A 17,844-nucleotide genomic window follows, 5' to 3' on the forward strand; every position below is an offset into this window, starting at 1 on the left:
CTGCGAGCCGTGATCCAGGTCACAGAACAGAAACCTAGTACCCACTCGGTTTTCACACTTAGCCTGAGCCCGCCGTCCCCTCACGCAGCCGCCCTCAGGAGCCTCGACATGCACCCCTACCAGGACGCCACCCGCCCCGTCGCCGAACGGGTCGAGGACCTGCTCTCCCGGATGACGCTGGAGGAGAAGGCCGGCCAGCTCTTCCACTCGATGCTGATGATGAACGCGGACGGCACCCCGGTGACCGAGACGGACGGCTCGATGCTCCCCTTCACCACGCCGGAACTCGTCGAGGACCGCCACCTCAGCCACTTCAACCTGCTCGGCACCTACGGCGCCCGCGAGATGGCCCTCTGGCACAACGCGGTCCAGGAAATGGCCGAGAACACCCGCCTGGGCATCCCGGTCTCGCTCTCCACCGACCCGCGCCACGCCTTCACGGACAACGTCGGCGCCTCCTTCAACGCCGGTGCGTTCTCCGCCTGGCCCGAGGCGCTGGGACTCGCCGCGACAGGCGACCCGGAACTGGTGTTCCGCTTCGCCGACACCGTGCGCCGCGAGTACCTCTCGGTCGGCTTCCGCACGGCCCTGCACCCGCAGATCGACCTCGCCACCGAGCCCCGCTGGGCCCGCCAGTCCGGCACGTTCGGCTCGGACGCCAAGCTGACCGGCGAGCTGGTCCAGGCGTACGTCCGCGGCCTGCAGGGCGAGGAGCTGGGGCCGGACTCGGTGGCCGCCATGGTGAAGCACTTCCCCGGCGGCGGGCCGCAGAAGGACGGCGAGGACCCGCACTTCCCGCACGGCAAGGAGCAGATCTACCCGGGCGGCATGCGGGAGCACCACCTGGAGCCCTTCAGGGCCGCCGTCGCCGCCGGCTGCTCGCAGATGATGCCGTACTACGGCCAGCCGATCGGCACCGACTGGGAGGAGGTCGGCTTCGGCTTCAACAAGGGCGTGGTCACCGGGCTGCTGCGGGAGGAGCTGGGCTTCACCGGCATCGTCTGCACCGACTGGGGGCTGCTCACGGACGCGGTCATCTTCGGCGAGACGCACGAGGCGCGGGCGTGGGGGGTGGAGCACCTGAGCGTGGCCGAGCGGGCGGCGAAGGCGCTGGACGCAGGCTCGGACCAGTTCGGCGGCGAGCAGTGCCCCGAGGTGGTCGTGGAGCTGGTGGAGTCGGGACGGATCTCCATGGAGCGGATCGACGCCTCCGTACGACGGCTGCTGCGCGAGAAGTTCGTTCTCGGGCTCTTCGACCGGCGCCGGTACGTCGACCCCGACGAGGCGGCCGAGACGGTCGGCCGCGCCGACTTCAAGGCCGCGGGCGCGGCGGCCCAGCGCCGCTCGCTCACGGTCCTCACGAACGGGCCGCTGCCCCTGGCCGGGCGCCCGAAGCTGTACGTCGAGAACGTCGACCCGCAGGTCGCGGCCGCCTACGGGGACGTCGTGGCCGCCCCCGCCGAGGCGGACCTGGCGGTGCTGCGTCTGCGCACCCCGTACGAGGAGCGGCCGAACCGCTTCGAGGCCTTCTTCCACTCCGGCTCGCTCGCCTTCGAGGAGGCGGAGCTGGCCCGGATCCTGTCGCTGCTCGACACGGTCCCGACGGTGGTCTGCGTCAACCTGGAGCGCCCGGCCGTCCTGCCGGAGATCGCCGAGCGGGCTGCGGCGCTGATCGCCGACTACGGGGCGGGCGACGACGCCCTGCTCGACGTGGCGTTCGGCCGGGCGACGGCGGAGGGACGGCTCCCCTTCGAGCTGCCGCGCTCGATGGCGGCGGTGGAGGCGGCCCGCCCGGACGTGCCGAACGACACGGCGGACCCGGTCTTCGCCCATGGCCACGGCCTGGCGATCTGAGACCAGATCCAACGGATCGGATCCACGATCCGATATCCAGAATCCGATCTCCTCTGACCGCGGGGTTCCTGACCGGCCCCGCACCCGGTCCGGGGCCGGCCCGTGGGGGGCCCGGCCCCGGACCGCTCTCTTCCGGTTGTCCCGGCCACCGGCATCCCGCAAGGATGGACGGCCACGACGACCCCGAGAGCCGATCGGAGCGAGTACCCATGTCCCAGCCCGTCACCCTCGACCGCCGCGAGGGACCGTACGGCGAGGTCGTGCTGCGCCGGCGCGACGAGCATTTCGAGATCATCGCCAACGGCACCTTCCTGATGGACACCTCCGACGGACGCTCGGAGCGGCTGCTCGTCGACGCGGCGATGGACGCGCTCGGCGGCCGTCACGGCGCCTCCGTCCTGATCGGCGGGCTCGGCGTCGGCTTCTCCCTCGCGCACGCCGCCGCCGACCCCCGCTGGGCCAGGATCGTCGTGGCCGAGCGCGAGCAGGCGATCATCGACTGGCACCACGAGGGGCCGCTTGCCGCGATCTCCGGAGCGGCTCTGGCCGATCCGCGCAACGTGATCCTTCACACGGACCTGGTCGAACACCTCCGCACCTCCCCGGACCACTACGACGCTCTCTGTCTGGACATCGACAACGGACCCGACTGGACCGTGACCGAGGACAACCAAAACCTTTACTCCGCCGAGGGGTTGGAGGCCTGCGCACGCCGTCTGAATCCGGGCGGAATCCTCGCCGTGTGGTCCGCCCAGCCGTCAGCCGATTTCGAAGAGTCATTGCGGAATGCCGGATTCAGCGGGGTACGGACCGAAGAGATCCCGGTTGCCCGGGGCGTCCCTGACGTGGTGCACGTCGCCATCAGGCCTGCGTAGCCGGGACGCTCCCCGTGCCTCTAGGCTGCTGGCCGACACCAGCGATGCGAGGCGGGGCAATGGAGCAGACACACACCACTCACCACGGTGCGGCGGCCACTCCGGGTGCGCAGCGACGAGTGCTGGTCGTCGAGGACGACACGACGATCGTGGAAGCGATCTCCGCGCGGCTGCGCGCGGAGGGCTTCCTCGTCCAGACGGCGACCGACGGCCCGGCGGCCGTGGACGCGGCCGAGGCCTGGCAGCCCGACCTGATGGTCCTCGACGTGATGCTGCCGGGCTTCGACGGCCTGGAGGTCTGCCGCCGGGTCCAGGCCCAGCGTCCGGTCCCGGTCCTGATGCTGACGGCACGGGACGACGAGACGGACATGCTGGTGGGGCTCGGCGTCGGCGCCGACGACTACATGACCAAGCCGTTCTCGATGCGTGAGCTGGCCGCGCGGGTGCACGTCCTGCTGCGCCGGGTGGAGCGTGCCGCGCTGGCGGCCGTGACCCCGCGGAGCGGGATCCTGCGCCTCGGCGAGCTGGAGATCGACCACGCGCAGCGCCGGGTCAGGGTCCGCAACGAGGACGTGCATCTGACGCCGACCGAGTTCGACCTGCTGGTCTGCCTGGCGAACACCCCGCGCGCGGTCCTCTCCCGCGAGCAGCTGCTCGCCGAGGTCTGGGACTGGGCGGACGCCTCCGGTACGCGCACGGTCGACAGCCACATCAAGGCGCTGCGCCGGAAGATCGGGGCGGAGCGGATCCGTACGGTCCACGGCGTCGGGTACGCACTGGAGACGCCGGCGTCATGAGGCGCCGGGGGCAGCGCCCCGAGCGCCGGAGCAGGCGCCGGATCGTGATCTCGATCAAGACCAAGCTGGGCACGCTGGTCGTCGGGGCGGTCCTGCTGACCTCCGGGCTGGCGCTGGTGGCGATCCGGACCTCCACGGAGTTCCGCTACATCACGATCTTCGCGATGATCGCGACGCTGTTGATCACCCAGTTCGTGGCGCAGTCCCTGACGGCGCCGCTGGACGAGATGAACACGGTGGCCGGGTCGATCTCGCGCGGCGACTTCAGCCGGCGTGTGCGCGGCGCGGACCGCCGTGACGAGCTGGGCGACCTCGCCTCGACGATCAACCGCATGGCGGACGACCTGGAGGCGGTCGACCGGCACCGCAAGGAGCTGGTCGCCAACGTGTCGCACGAGCTGCGCACCCCCATCGCCGCCCTCCGCGCCGTCCTGGAGAACGTCGTCGACGGTGTCTCCCAGGCCGATCCGGAGACGATGCGGACGGCCCTGAAGCAGACCGAGCGGCTCGGCCGGCTGGTCGAGACCCTGCTCGACCTGTCACGTCTTGACAACGGTGTCGTCACGCTGAAGGCACGGCGTTTCGAAGTCTGGCCGTACCTCTCCGGCGTGCTCCGCGAGGCCAACCTCGCGGCGTCCCAGCGGGGTCTGTCCTCGACGTCGGGGCTGCACAACCGTACGGACGTCCATCTGCACCTGGACGTCTCGCCGCCCGAGCTGACCGCGCACGCGGACGCGGAGCGGCTGCACCAGGTGATGGCGAACCTGATCGACAACGCGGTGAAGCACTCTCCTCCGCACGGCCGGGTGACGGTACGGGCGCGACGCGGGTCGTGGCCGGACTCGCTGGCCCTGGAGGTCGAGGACGAGGGCCCGGGCATCCCGGAGTCGCTCCGCCACACGGTCTTCGAGCGGTTCAACCGGGGACAGGTGCCGGCCCAGTCCGGCAAGGGCAGCGACGGCGGTACGGGTCTGGGGCTGGCGATCGCCCGGTGGGCGGTGGATCTGCACGGAGGCGAGATCGGCGTGGCCGAATCGTCACGCGGCTGCCGGATCCAGGTCACTCTTCCGGGAAGCATTCCGGCGCGCGGTTGACGTAGGGTCGAACCGGAAGCACATGTTCTGCGTGTACATGAACAGGACACGATCAGGACGTGGTCAGGGATGCGTGCCTCACGGGCCGCAACCCGGGTCTCCCGTACCCGCGGGAGGGCAGAACCACGCTTGTTTCCCGCCAATCCCTGCCCCGAAACACCCCGTCAAGTGTGACTTGCGCGACGTTGGAGCTGCCCGGCCTGCACCTGTCGGTCAGGGAGGCGTAGCCTTTATTTCCGCTGTCCATCACCTTGTGAAGCGGAAGAGGGCGGTTACCGCCGTGTCGTCTCAGTCCCCCAGTACCCCGAGTACCTCCACCGGCCAGGACGGGCAGGGTCAGAACCCTGCGACCGCCTTCGGCGCCAATGAGTGGCTCGTCGACGAGATCTATCAGCAGTACCTCCAGGACCCGAATTCGGTCGATCGCGCCTGGTGGGACTTCTTCGCCGACTACAAGCCCGGTGCGACGGAGACTCCGGCCGCCGCGCCGCAGGTGAGCCCCGCACAGGCCGCACCTGCCGCGACGCCCGCCGCTCCGGCGCCCGCCCCGGCTCCCGCCAAGGCTGTTCCGGCCCCGGCCGCCGCTGCCCCGGCCGCCGCTGCTCCGGCGCCCGCGCAGCCCGCCGCCGCGGCCCCGGCGAAGCCCGCCGCCGCCGCTCCGGCGCCCGCGAAGGCCGCGCCCGCGGCCAAGGCCCCCGCGGCCACCTCCGCCGAGGCGCCCGCCGGCCCCGAGCTGATCACGCTGCGCGGCCCCGCCGCCGCCGTCGCGAAGAACATGAACGCCTCGCTGGCGGTGCCGACGGCCACGTCCGTCCGCGCCGTCCCGGTGAAGCTGCTCTTCGACAACCGGATCGTGATCAACAACCACCTGAAGCGTGCCCGGGGCGGGAAGATCTCCTTCACGCACCTCATCGGCTACGCGATGGTGCAGGCGATCAAGGCCATGCCGTCGATGAACCACTCCTTCGCGGAGAAGGACGGCAAGCCGACCCTGGTCAAGCCGGACCACGTGAACTTCGGCCTCGCGATCGACCTGGTGAAGCCGAACGGCGAACGCCAGCTCGTCGTCGCCGGCATCAAGAAGGCCGAGACGCTGAACTTCTTCGAGTTCTGGCAGGCCTACGAGGACATCGTCAAGCGCGCCCGCGTGGGCAAGCTGACGATGGAGGACTTCACCGGCGTCACGGTCTCGCTGACCAACCCCGGCGGCCTCGGCACCGTCCACTCCGTGCCGCGTCTGATGCCCGGACAGTCCGTGATCATGGGCGTCGGCTCGATGGACTACCCGGCCGAGTTCCAGGGCACCTCCCAGGACACCCTGAACAAGCTGGGCATCTCCAAGGTCATGACCCTGACCTCGACGTACGACCACCGGGTCATCCAGGGCGCCGCCTCCGGCGAGTTCCTGCGGGTCGTCGCGAACTACCTCCTCGGCGAGGAGGGCTTCTACGACGAGATCTTCAAGGCCCTGCGGATCCCCTACGAGCCGGTCCGCTGGCTCAAGGACATCGACGCCTCGCACGACGACGACGTCACCAAGGCCGCCCGCGTCTTCGAGCTGATCCACTCCTACCGGGTCCGCGGCCACGTCATGGCCGACACCGACCCGCTGGAGTACCGCCAGCGCAAGCACCCCGACCTGGACATCACCGAGCACGGCCTCACCCTGTGGGACCTGGAGCGCGAGTTCGCGGTCGGCGGCTTCGCCGGCAAGTCGATGATGAAGCTCCGCGACATCCTCGGCGTCCTGCGCGACTCGTACTGCCGCACCACCGGCGTCGAGTTCATGCACATCCAGGACCCGAAGCAGCGCAAGTGGATCCAGGACCGCGTCGAGCGCTCGCACTCCAAGCCGGAGCGCGAGGAGCAGCTGCGGATCCTGCGCCGCCTGAACGCGGCCGAGGCGTTCGAGACCTTCCTGCAGACCAAGTACGTCGGTCAGAAGCGGTTCTCCCTGGAGGGCGGCGAGTCCGTCATCCCGCTGCTCGACGCGGTCATCGACTCCGCCGCCGAGTCCCGCCTGGACGAGGTCGTCATCGGCATGGCCCACCGCGGCCGCCTGAACGTCCTCGCGAACATCGTGGGCAAGTCGTACGCGCAGATCTTCCGCGAGTTCGAGGGCAACCTCGACCCGAAGTCGATGCACGGCTCCGGCGACGTGAAGTACCACCTGGGCGCCGAGGGCACCTTCACCGGCCTGGACGGCGAGCAGATCAAGGTCTCGCTCGCCGCCAACCCCTCGCACCTGGAGGCGGTCGACCCGGTCCTGGAGGGTGTCGTCCGCGCCAAGCAGGACGTCATCAACAAGGGCGGCACGGACTTCACCGTCCTGCCCGTCGCCCTGCACGGTGACGCGGCCTTCGCCGGCCAGGGTGTCGTCGCCGAGACGCTGAACATGTCGCAGCTGCGCGGCTACCGCACCGGCGGCACGGTCCACATCGTCATCAACAACCAGGTCGGCTTCACCGCCGCCCCGGAGTCCTCGCGTTCCTCGATGTACGCGACCGACGTGGCCCGCATGATCGAGGCGCCGATCTTCCACGTGAACGGCGACGACCCGGAGGCCGTGGTCCGCGTCGCGCGGCTCGCCTTCGAGTTCCGCCAGACGTTCAACAAGGACGTCGTGATCGACCTCATCTGCTACCGCCGCCGCGGTCACAACGAGGGCGACAACCCGCAGTTCACCAACCCGCAGATGTACAACCTGATCGACAAGAAGCGCTCGGTGCGCAAGCTGTACACCGAGTCGCTGATCGGTCGCGGCGACATCACGCTGGAAGAGGCCGAGCAGGCGCTCCAGGACTTCCAGGGCCAGCTGGAGAAGGTCTTCGCGGAGGTCCGCGAGGCCACCTCCGCCCCGGCCCCGGCGCACGTCCCGGACCCGCAGCCGGAGTTCCCGGTCGCCGTCACCACCGCGGTCTCCCAGGAGGTCGTGAAGCGGATCGCCGAGTCGCAGGTCAACATCCCGGAGCGGATCACGGTCCACCCGCGTCTGATGCCGCAGATGCAGCGCCGCGCGGCCTCCATCGACGACGGCACCATCGACTGGGGCTTCGGCGAGACCCTCGCCATCGGCTCGCTGCTGATGGAGGGCACCCCGGTCCGGCTGTCCGGCCAGGACTCCCGCCGCGGCACCTTCGGTCAGCGGCACGCGGTCCTGGTGGACCAGGAGACCGGCGAGGACTACACCCCGCTGCTCTACCTGGGCGAGGACCAGGCCCACTACAACGTCTACGACTCGCTGCTCAGCGAGTACGCGGCGATGGGCTTCGAGTACGGCTACTCGCTGGCCCGCCCGGACTCGCTGGTCATCTGGGAGGCCCAGTTCGGTGACTTCGTCAACGGCGCGCAGACCGTCGTCGACGAGTTCATCTCCTCGGCCGAGCAGAAGTGGGGCCAGACCTCCGGCGTCACGCTGCTCCTGCCGCACGGCTACGAGGGCCAGGGCCCGGACCACTCGTCCGCGCGCCCGGAGCGCTTCCTCCAGATGTGCGCGCAGGACAACATGACGATCGCCATGCCGACCCTGCCGTCGAACTACTTCCACCTGCTGCGCTGGCAGGTCCACAACCCGCACCACAAGCCGCTCATCGTCTTCACCCCGAAGTCGATGCTGCGTCTGAAGGCCGCGGCGTCGAAGGTGGAGGAGTTCACCACCGGCGGCTTCCGCCCGGTGATCGGCGACAGCTCGGCCAACCCGGCCGACGTCCGCAAGGTCGTCTTCTGCGCCGGCAAGGTCTACTACGACCTGGAGGCCGAGCGGCAGAAGCGCGGTGTCACGGACACGGCGATCATCCGTCTGGAGCGCCTGTACCCGCTGCCGGGTGCCGAGCTGCAGGCCGAGATCGCCAAGTACCCGAACGCCGAGAAGTACCTGTGGGCGCAGGAGGAGCCGGCGAACCAGGGTGCGTGGCCGTTCATCGCGCTGAACCTGATCGACCACCTGGACCTGGCGGTCGGCGCCGACATCCCGCACGGCGAGCGCCTGCGCCGGATCTCGCGTCCGCACTCCTCGTCCCCGGCGGTCGGCTCGGCCAAGCGCCACCAGGCCGAGCAGCAGCAGCTGGTCAACGAGGTCTTCGACGCCTGACCCGCTGTTCCGTCTGCGTACGGAGGCCCGGCACCCCGCGAGGGGTGCCGGGCCTCCGGCGTGTCCGAGCTCCGTCGGGCTATCCGAGGTTGGCCTCGAAGTCCCAGTAGGGGCGGTTGCGGTGGCGGGCGGAGAGGGTGTGCGGGTGCTGGGCGCCCAGGGTGCGGGTGAGGGAGAGCAGGGCGGCCTCCTCCAGCTTTCCGGCCTCCTCGACCTCGCGCAGGCCGCGCAGGTCGGTGGCGAGGGCGATCTGGCCGGAGAGGGTGAGCGGGTGCTCGTTGCCCAGGCTGTGCCGGGCCCGGCGCAGGGTGTCCCTGCTGAGTTCGGCGGCGTCCGCGACCCGCCCGTTGAAGTTGCGGGCGGCGGCCGTGTTGAGCGCGCAGCCGAGGACCCAGGGGTGGTCGGCTCCGAGGGAGGCGGTGAGGCCGGCGAGCGCGCCCTCCAGGATGGCCATGGCGTCGGCGCGTTCTCCGGAGGCCTGCATGACCAGGGCGGTGTTGGCGAGCACCCCGGTGGCGACGGGGTGGGCGGGCCCGAGGAGGGAGCGGTAGCCGGCCTCGGCCTCGGTGACGAGCTCCCTGGCGTGGTCGAGGTCGCCGTGCTCGCGCAGGTAGTTGGCGTAGTTGTTGATGGCGGCGAGCGTGATGTAGTGCCCGCGGCCGTGGACCTGTTCCAGCTGTTCGAGCAGGCTGGCCATGGTGGCTCCGAGGTCCTGCTGGAAGCCGCCTTCGCGGCGCCGGCAGAGGGCCAGCTGGGTGCGCGCGTACAGGGTCTGCAGATGCTGTGGCCCGAGGACCTGGACGTGCACCCGGACGTTGGCCTCCTGGCGGGCGAGAGCCTCGCGGTACTGGCCGAGGAGCCGGAGGTCGTGGGCGAGGGCGTTGCCGGCGCCCAGGGTGTGGGCGTGGCGGGTGCGCAGCACGGTCTCGCAGCGGACGAGGGACTCCGCGTCGAGGTCGTACGCCTCCTGGTAGCGGCCGAGCATCCGCAGGACGACGCCGAGGTTGTGGCGGGCGACGAAGGTGGAGAACTCGGTGTCGCCGAGGAGGCGTTCGGCCTCGGAGAGCACCTGGCGCTGGAGCTTCTCGGACTCCTGGTACTGGCCGAGGAAGCGCAGGTCGCTGGCGATGGCGCTGCCGGACAGGAGGGAGCCGAGCTCGTTGGCGGGTGTGGCGGCGCTCAGCCGCTCGCGCTGGGCGAGGTCGAGTTCGTACGCCTCGCGGAACCGGCCGAAGGAGCGCAGGACGTTGCCCTGTTGTGTGGTGAGGTCGAGCATGGGCTGGTCCAGCGGGTCCATGAAGGTGGACCAGGCGTCCCGGATGCGCTCGGCGAGCTGGGCGCCCGCCCGGAACTCGCCGCTGCGGTAGCAGTAGCGAAGGCTGTTGAGGACGGCGGTCTGCACGCGGGGGCTACGGCTGGTGAGGGCGCCGGACGGGCCGACGTGCGGCAGGAGTTCGGCGTACCGGGGCCAGTTGCGGCTGTCCATCGGGTTGCCGGGGTCGGCCTCGGCGAGCAGGGAGCGGACGGCCTTGCGGTGGGCCTCCCGGTTCTCGCCGTCGGTGAGGCGGGCGACGATGTCGTGGACGAGCCGGTGCATGTGCACGGACTCCTGGTGGGGTCCCACCTCGACGTTGGTGGCGGGGCCGCGGGTCTCGCGGGTGAGCACCGAGTAGTTGACGAGGGTGTCCAGGGCGCGGGTCCAGGCGGGCAGGTCGGTGGCCATCCAGCGCAGGTCCTCGGGCAGTTCGGCCTGCGGGTAGGCGCGGACGAGTCCGAGGGGGATGCGGCCGGGGGCGAAGGAGGCGCACAGGCTGAGGACGTCGATGGCCTGCGGCTGGGAGCGTCGGAGCCGGTTGATCAGTATCGACCAGGAGGTGAGCGAGGCGTTGGGGTAGCCGTCGACGGCGGAGGGCTCCTCGACGGTGGAGAGCCGCCCGTCGCGGACCATGCGCAGGTACTCGGGCACCTCCATGCCGGACTCCCCGAGCCAGGCGGCGGCCTGGACGAGCGGCAGGGGTACGTCGCCGAATTCGGCGGCGACCTCGTCGGCCTGGGGCGCGGTGATGTGGGAGGCGCGGCGCATCAGGTAGGCGGTGGACTCGGCGCGGTCGAAGCTGGGGACTTCGAGGACGTCGGTGTAGTCGCCCCAGCCGCGGTTGCGGGAGGTGATCAGTACGTGTCCGGGGCCGTGGGGCAGCAGGACCTGGGCGCCGTCGGTGTCGTCCCAGCCGTCGAAGATGACGAGCCAGCGGGAGTGGGGGTCGCCGCGGCGCAGGGCCTCGCGCACGGCGCGGATGCGTTCGCCGGGTTCGTTGCCGCTGGGCAGGCGGAGTTCGGCGGCGAGTTCGCCGAAGCGGTCGCGCTGGACGTTGCGGTCGTCGGAGTTGACCCACCAGACGACGTCGTAGTCGGGGCTGAAGCGGTGGGCGTACTCGGCGGCGATCTGGGTCTTGCCGATGCCGGACATGCCGAGCAGGGTGCAGGCCGCGTTGCCGCGGTCCGCGTCCATGAGCCGTTCCTGGAGCTCGGTGAGGAGGTCGTCGCGGCCGGTGAACCGCGGGTTCCGGCGCGGGATCTCGCCCCAGATCTCGGGCGGGGTGTCGGGGTAGCGGACGGGTGTGCCGAGCGGGCCGCGGCGGCCGGAGGCGCGGCGGGGTTCGATGCCGAGCCGGCTCAGGAGGCGCGCTTCGGCCTCGTCCTCGCCCACGCCCCAGAGGCTCACGGGTTCGAGGACGGCGGTGGCGGGGAGGAGCGGCCGGTTGGTGAGGTTGACGGCGGCGAACCGGTCGGCGCGGGAGGCGACGAAGCCGCGCAGGACGTCGTTCCACTCGCCGGCCGGCCGGGGGCCGAGCTGGAAGAACCAGTCGTTGAGCACGAGCAGCACCTGCCCGCTGGCGAGCAGCAGGTCGCTGAGGGAGTCCTCCAGGGGCACCTCGCGCGGCGGGTCCCAGCGCTGCAGGGTCGCGCGCACTCCGTGGGCTTCGAGGCGCTGGTTGATCCAGGCCGCCCACGGCCGGTGGTAGCCGGGGAAGACCACAAGGACGTGCTCGGGTGCGCCCCTGCCACCGTCGTCCGCCGCGCCGCCACCCGACCGCTGTTCCGCCATCTGATACGTCTCCCGTCCCGCTCACGCGCAACGCAGTGTCATGTGCCCTGGGCACAGTGTTACCCAGCTGCCCGGGGGGCCGCGCCGAGGCTCGCGTGATGCCGCCTCATTTGCTGGGCGAACTCCCGCCCCTCATTGGTCAGTTCATCGGATTCAAGCAGGATCGTCAGTGCCTCGCCCACCTGATCGTGCATATGGTCGAACTGTTGCCCGGCGCTGGACCGCCAGGGCCGCGGCGCCGCGTGGGCGGTCGCGGCGCGCCGCCAGAGATCGGTCAGGGCCAGGTGGGCGTACGCGCCCTGGAGCACGCCGCCGATGGGCCGGGCGTCGGGGCGCCAGCCGACCCGGTGCACGGCCGCCCGGCCCTGCCGGTAGAGCGGTACGAGCTCGTGCAGGGTGGCGAGTTTGCTGTGGTGGAGTTCGTGGACGAGCGTTTCGGCCATGTCCTGCGCCCCGACCGGCAGGGAGGTCAGGACGGCGCCCGGAGCCGAGCGCAGGGTGGCGCCCTGGGACCGGGGGCCGTGCGGCAGCAGCGGGACGACGGCGCGCAGGGCGTGCCGGATCTCGGCGGCGCGTCCCGGGTCGGTGTGCGCGAGCAGCGCCTGCGCTCCGCTCCAGCGCGCCGACCAGACGACGGGGTCGGTGTCGGCGCGGTCGGCGGCGGTACGGGGCGGGGTGCCGATCCCGCCGGGCGGCACCCGGTACGGGTCGAGGTCGTCGAGGCGGGCGGTGGAGCCGGGCAGGGTGTGCAGCCCGTCCCAGCCCGGGCCCCGGCCGACGAGGGTGCCGGCGCGCCGGTCGGTGAGCAGCAGGACGACGGGGGCGGCCTGCGGGTCCTCGGGGTGGACCCGGGCGACGCGCGATCCGGCCCTGATCCGGAGGCGCCCGCCGCCCGCGGTCTGCCGGCCGACGCCGGGCAGTGAGAGCCGGCCGTCGGGGGGCTCGACGGTGAGGTCGAGGGGGCAGTCCGCGCGGAGGGCCGCGGTGACGGCGACGCCTTCGAGCCGGACGAGATGGCGGTCGAGGGCGGGTCCCACCGGCTCGGCGAGCGCGGCCGCGAGCCATGCGCCCGTGGTGGGGTAGTCGAGTACGTCCCGTACGACGTCGGGGTTGCGGCTCTCGGCCCGTTCGAGCAGGTGCCAGGAGTCCTCGAAGCGGCGGAACACGGCGGCGTCGACCGCCTCGCGGTGCCGGTGGACGCGGACCAGGAGGGCTTTGAGCAGCAGCAGGCGCCGCGCGTGCAGCGCGGAGCGCAGCAGGGCGACGTCGGCCGGGGCGGGTCGGGTGCGCGCCAGCTCGGTGAAGACCCCCGCGGGCAGGGGCGCGAAGTTCATTCCCGCCTCCTTCGGGGGAGCCTCGGCCATCGCGAGGATCCGGCCGGAAACAGACGGTGGTGGCGGCACGTGTCAGGCGGCTCGGTCCCCCGCGCCTTCGCACCACGCGTCGACCAGCTCGGGTGAGCGCAGCAACACCAGCTCGACCGCGGCCGCGAGTTCGGGATCGTCCAGGCCACGCAGGGTCCGCAGGTCCACAGCGGCGAGATCGGGCAGGTGCGCGGACCGGCCGTTGTCACGGTCGGCACCGGTCGCCCACTCGTTGTGCTCCGACACCCTCGGCTCCTCCCCACCGACGCTTGTCCCCCACGGTCGTAGCGGCGGAGCGGTTCTTCCCGACGCCAGGAAGTCAGAAACCCGTTCGACTCAACTGCGCCCATTCGCGCCCCCGTTATCCAGCCGTTCTCCGTTTCGGCCCTCCGGCCGTCACCTACCCGCCCGTATCGCTCCACGCCCACCACGGCGGAGCGATCCGGCGGCGGTCCTCGCCGGACGGCGGTGCCTGGGGCAGGTCCTGGTCCGCGGCCGCCTCCGCCAGGAGGGTCCTGGTCCGTTCGACGTCGCCCCAGTCCACCTCCACCAGCGCGGCGGTGAGCCGCCGCCACTGCTCGGCCGCGGCGCTCAGCACCTCGCGCGCCCTGCCCGTACGGCCCATGAGCCGGAGCACCGCTCCCTGCGCGTGGAGCGCGCGGGCGCCGGTGACCGTGCCCGGGGTGTCGCCGTGCGCCGAGCGGGCGTCCTCCCAGGCCCGTTCGTACGCCGTGAGCGCGTCGCCGAGGACACCGTCCCGGGCGGACTCGCTCAACTCCAGTCTCACCCGTCCCAGTTGCAGCCACACCTCCGCACGCAGTCCGATGTCCCGGGTGGTGCGGGCGGCCTGCTCCAGGAGGTGGCGGCCCTCGAAGAGGTCGGGCAGGAACCCGGCCCGGTGGAAGCGGAGGGCCAGGACGCTGCCGATCAGGATCCTGGCCCGGGCGCGCTCCGGCGCGTCGGCCGGGAGGCTGGTCAGCGCCTCGCGCAGGACGCCTTCGGCCCGGTCGACGGGGGCCTGGCCCGGGGCGGCCGCCGCCCGGCGCATCAGGGACTCCCCCCAGGACATCAGGATCCGGCCGCGCCGTCCGCTGTCGGCGGGGGCGAGCAGGGTGGCCTCCTCGTAGGCGGTGTCGGCGGCCGGTCCGTCGCCGGCCGTGTCGTACAGCCGGGCGCGCGCCGTCGTCCAGCGCAGCCGCAGGGCGACACCGTCCCCGAGGTGCTCGCCCGCGCGGTCGAGTACGGGGGTGATCTCGGCCGTGTCGGCGCCGGCGAGGTGCAGGGCGTCGGCCAGGTCGAGGAGTGCGGCACCGCTCTCCCGGAGGGAGAGGGCGGTGGTGAGTTCGGTCGCCGCGGCGGCGCCGTCGCCGCGCGCGAGCAGCAGGCGCCCGCGGCGCAGGTGGAGGGTGTGGTGGTGGACTTCGGGCCAGTCCGGTACGTCTCCGAGGAGCGCGGCGAGGGCGTGGTCGAGGTGCCGGGGGTCGTCGGTGTGGCGCCACAGCCCGTGGTGGGCGACGGCCTGTTCGAGCCGGGCCTCGGCCCATTCCGCGCTGCCGGGAGCGGCGAGGCTCCCCGCGCGCTCCAGCTCGGTCAGCGCGCGGGTGAGGAGCTCCCGGCGCCGCTCGCTGCCCCGGGCGGCGGCGGTGCCGGACTCCGCGTACAGCACGCGGCCGAGCAGGATCCCCGCTTCGACGGGGTGCTCCGGCATTGCGGCCTCGGCCTGTTGGCGGCACCGGACGAGGAGCGAGGGGTCGGACTGGCCCAGCCACTGCTCGAAGAGCCGTCGCGCGGCGGCCAGCGGATCGGGGGTGATCAGGTCGGGGTGGTAGAAGCGGAGCACGCGCGCGGGGATGCGGGCGAAGAGTTCGGGCTCCGTGCCGACCGGGCCGGAGGGTTCGTCGGTCCCCTCGACCGGGCCGGTCGCGGCCGCCCGGCCGTCGTCCGTGGAGTGGCCCGCGAGCTGGGCGGCCGCGAGCGCCGGGAAGTTGCGCATGCCCTGGCCGAAGTTGCGTTCCACGTACTCGGAGCAGTGTTTGAGGACCAGCGCGGCGGCGCTGCGGTCCAGGGATCCGAGCAGATGCTGCTGAACCCCGGGCGGATAGCTGAAGCAGGGGTACGGGGAGGGTCCGGGCAGTTGCCGCAGCAGCCCGCTGAGCAGGACCTCGGCGAGCTCCATGGGGCCCGTGTCGGGCAGCATGGCGCGCTGCACGAGCTGCATCACGGGGAGGGCGAGCGGCGCGGCGGCGAGATGGACGGCGAGCCGCAGCGCGCCGGGCGAGGCACCGGCGGTGAAGGCGCGCAGCAACTCCTCGTCGCTGCGCGGGCTGCGGGCCCGGCCGGGAGACCCGGTCCGCGCGGTGCTCGCCGCCGGCGCGGACGGTCGCGGCGGCTCGGGGGCGATCGTGGCCGCCCAGCCGCGCACCCCGCCCGAGCCGTGACCGGCGTGCAGGCGCGCCCAGGAGGCGAACGCCTCGGGCGTCGGCGTCAGCACGGGCACCGCGCGCGTGTCCGGGGCGGCCGGCTCCCAGGGCTCCTCGTCGGGCTGGAAGCCGGTGTGCCCGCCGGGGGACACGGGGCGGAGCAGCAGGCCGGGTTCGACGGTGAGCGCGGTCCGGGGCCAGAGCCTCGGGGGCAGCGGCTGGACGAGGGCGATCGGGGACTGCCGGGGCCACTGGTGGATGAGCCGCTGGGCCGCGCCACGCTGCCACAAGGGGCCGACGCAGTCGCTGACGATCAGGGTGAGCCGGCGGCCGGTGGGGTCGTGGAGCTGGTCGCCGGGGCGCAGCCGGGGCCTGCCGTCCGCCCCGGAGGTCGTGGTGACCAGCGGGGCGCCGTCGCCGGTGTCGTACAGCCGGTGGACCTGGACGTCGCGGAAGGCGCCGGACTGCTGGCAGGCCTGGCGCAGCTCCTCGACCATGCGGGTCCAGACGACCATGGCGGGTCCGGAGTCCATGAGGAGCTGGATGTCGGGGCGGCGGCCCGCGGCCGGGCGCAGGACGGGGGTGAGGATGCCCGCGGCGGCGCTGTGTTCGGCGGTCGCCTCCTCGTCGAGGTGACCTTCGCCGGGCCTGACCGGGAAGTGGGCGTAGTGGCGCAGGGGGCGGAGCGCCTTCTGCAGACCGAGGAGGCCGGGCAGGGCGTTGGCACCGGGCGCGCGGACGGGGAGGGTCCTGTTCCGCTGCATGCGGGCGGCGCCGTGGCCCCCGGGACCGACGAGCAGCGCGATGTCGACGTCCTCGGAGGGGCGGACGGGCCTGCGTCCGTCGTCGCCGGGGTCCGGGCCGGCGCCCGTGCCGTGCCCCGTGACCTGACCCGTACCGCTGTCGTCCCCGGGGACGCGCTCGCCGTCGGCGCCCGCACCCGTCAGGGCGTTGCCGGGGTCGTCACCGTCGCCCGTGGCCGGATCTCGCCCCTCCTGCGTCGCCCGGAGGCCGCCCGGGTCCTCCGCGCGACCGTCTCCCGCGCCGTCGACGGCACCGTCCACCGGGTCCGGGGAGGCACGCGGCAGCCACTGGGCGAGCCAGACGGCATCCGCGACCTCCTCGGCCGTGGGGTCCTGGCCGCCTGCCCGCAGTCTGCGGGTGAGCTCTTCCAGATGCATCCGGTGCATCCGGCCATCACCTCGGCTGATCGAGCGGCTGCATGAGCATGTCCGCGATGCGTTCCCGGGTCACCCGCTCGGTGCGCGGGGCGTGCTGGGTCAGATAGATCGCGTTCAGGAGCTGGTCGGTGGCGATCACTTCGCCGGGTTCGCGGTTCAGGAAGCGGCTGACCAGACCCTCCTCCCCCGCTGCCGCGTCGGGCCCGAGGTGCGCCTCGATCATGGCGCCGAGCTGCTCCTCGCCCGGCGGTTCCAGCTCCAGGCGGATGCAGCGGCGCAACAGAGCGGCGGGGAAGTCCCGTTCACCGTTGGAGGTGAGCACGATGAACGGGAACGTGGAGCAGCGGATGCGTCCGCCCTGGACGGGCACCTTGCGGCCGTCGTCGGTCAGCACCTGGACCACGGGCTCGCGGTCGGCCAGCCGCTCCAGCTCCGGAATCGCGAACTCGCCCTCCTCAAGGGCGTTCAGCAGGTCGTTCGGCAGATCGAGGTCGCTCTTGTCGAGCTCGTCGATGAGGAGGACGCGGGGCTGCTCGGAGGGGAGCAGCGCGGTGCCGAGCGGTCCGAGCCGGATGTACGAGCCGATGCCGGCGGGCGTCGCGGCGGGTACCGCCGACCCGGCCTGCGCCCGCTCCAGCTGGACGTCCTGGAGCCGGCCGATGGCGTCGTAGCGGTAGAGCCCGTCCAGGAGGGTGGAGCGGCTCACGATCGGCCAGCGCAGCACCCGGCCCAGGCCCAGTTCGTGGGCGACGGCGTGGGCGAGCGTGGACTTGCCGGTGCCGGGGTTGCCGGTGACCAGGAGCGGCCGGCGCAGATAGAGCGCAGCGTTGACGGCGTCGGTCTCCGCGGGGCGTGGATGGTGGTTCTGGACCAGGCGGCGGCGCACCCCGAGCCGCCGGTCGGAGCCGGCGAGGGTGTCGTCGGCCCCGCCGGTCGAGAAGTCCCGCCACGGCGGCGGTGCGGGCAACCGCCGTATCTCGTCGTGCGGGTGGCCGGCACCACGGTAGATCCGCCAATCGTTCACGATGGACTCCTCCTGGCTGTGGTGTCATGGCCCGGCCCG

At 72.4% G+C, this 17,844-nt stretch carries 10 protein-coding genes; 5 read left to right on the forward strand and 5 right to left on the reverse strand.

What is annotated here, in order from left to right; translation table 11 throughout:
* Nucleotides 1-108 precede the first annotated feature (108 nt).
* The 5 genes from ACFVGW_RS24045 (at nt 109) to ACFVGW_RS24065 (ending at nt 8,710) form a co-directional block, all read left to right on the forward strand.
* On the forward strand, nt 109-1,854 hold the full coding sequence (locus ACFVGW_RS24045) for a glycoside hydrolase family 3 protein (protein WP_385853412.1): 1,746 nt from the start codon (nt 109-111) through the stop codon (nt 1,852-1,854).
* A 209-nt stretch (nt 1,855-2,063) separates the two neighbouring features.
* Complete coding sequence (locus ACFVGW_RS24050; protein ID WP_385853413.1) at nt 2,064-2,729, forward strand: spermidine synthase; 666 nt, start codon at nt 2,064-2,066, stop codon at nt 2,727-2,729.
* 59 nt (nt 2,730-2,788) lie between these two features.
* Nucleotides 2,789-3,526, forward strand: a complete 738-nt coding sequence (locus ACFVGW_RS24055; RefSeq protein ID WP_352189045.1) for a response regulator transcription factor — start codon at nt 2,789-2,791, stop codon at nt 3,524-3,526.
* Nucleotides 3,523-4,620 carry an ATP-binding protein gene (locus tag ACFVGW_RS24060; protein ID WP_383294408.1) on the forward strand — a complete coding sequence of 366 codons (1,098 nt, stop codon included), beginning with the start codon at nt 3,523-3,525 and terminating at the stop codon, nt 4,618-4,620. Before ACFVGW_RS24055 ends, ACFVGW_RS24060 begins: the two co-directional genes overlap by 4 nt.
* A 280-nt stretch (nt 4,621-4,900) precedes the next feature.
* Complete coding sequence (locus ACFVGW_RS24065) at nt 4,901-8,710, forward strand: multifunctional oxoglutarate decarboxylase/oxoglutarate dehydrogenase thiamine pyrophosphate-binding subunit/dihydrolipoyllysine-residue succinyltransferase subunit (protein ID WP_385853414.1); 3,810 nt, start codon at nt 4,901-4,903, stop codon at nt 8,708-8,710.
* 79 nt (nt 8,711-8,789) lie between these two features.
* Here the strand turns inward: ACFVGW_RS24065 and fxsT are convergent, their stop codons facing one another.
* From fxsT to ACFVGW_RS24090, 5 genes are all read right to left on the reverse strand, one after another.
* The gene (fxsT, locus tag ACFVGW_RS24070; RefSeq protein ID WP_352189048.1) at nt 8,790-11,816 is read right to left on the reverse strand and encodes an FxSxx-COOH system tetratricopeptide repeat protein; all 3,027 of its coding nucleotides are present in this window, start codon (nt 11,814-11,816) and stop codon (nt 8,790-8,792) included.
* Between the two features lie 59 nt (nt 11,817-11,875).
* Nucleotides 11,876-13,150 (reverse strand): aKG-HExxH-type peptide beta-hydroxylase, encoded by a 1,275-nt coding sequence (locus tag ACFVGW_RS24075; RefSeq protein WP_385853415.1) that lies wholly within the window; start codon nt 13,148-13,150, stop codon nt 11,876-11,878.
* A 72-nt stretch (nt 13,151-13,222) separates the two neighbouring features.
* Nucleotides 13,223-13,426, reverse strand: coding sequence for a hypothetical protein (locus ACFVGW_RS24080; RefSeq protein ID WP_383174951.1), 204 nt, complete (start codon nt 13,424-13,426; stop codon nt 13,223-13,225).
* A 154-nt stretch (nt 13,427-13,580) separates the two neighbouring features.
* Complete coding sequence (locus tag ACFVGW_RS24085) at nt 13,581-16,790, reverse strand: SAV_2336 N-terminal domain-related protein (RefSeq protein WP_385853416.1); 3,210 nt, start codon at nt 16,788-16,790, stop codon at nt 13,581-13,583.
* Between the two features lie 7 nt (nt 16,791-16,797).
* Nucleotides 16,798-17,805, reverse strand: coding sequence for a MoxR family ATPase (locus tag ACFVGW_RS24090; RefSeq protein ID WP_352189052.1), 1,008 nt, complete (start codon nt 17,803-17,805; stop codon nt 16,798-16,800).
* Nucleotides 17,806-17,844 lie beyond the last annotated feature (39 nt).

Source organism: Streptomyces sp. NPDC127129, from assembly GCF_042671585.1.
Classification (GTDB): domain Bacteria; phylum Actinomycetota; class Actinomycetes; order Streptomycetales; family Streptomycetaceae; genus Streptomyces.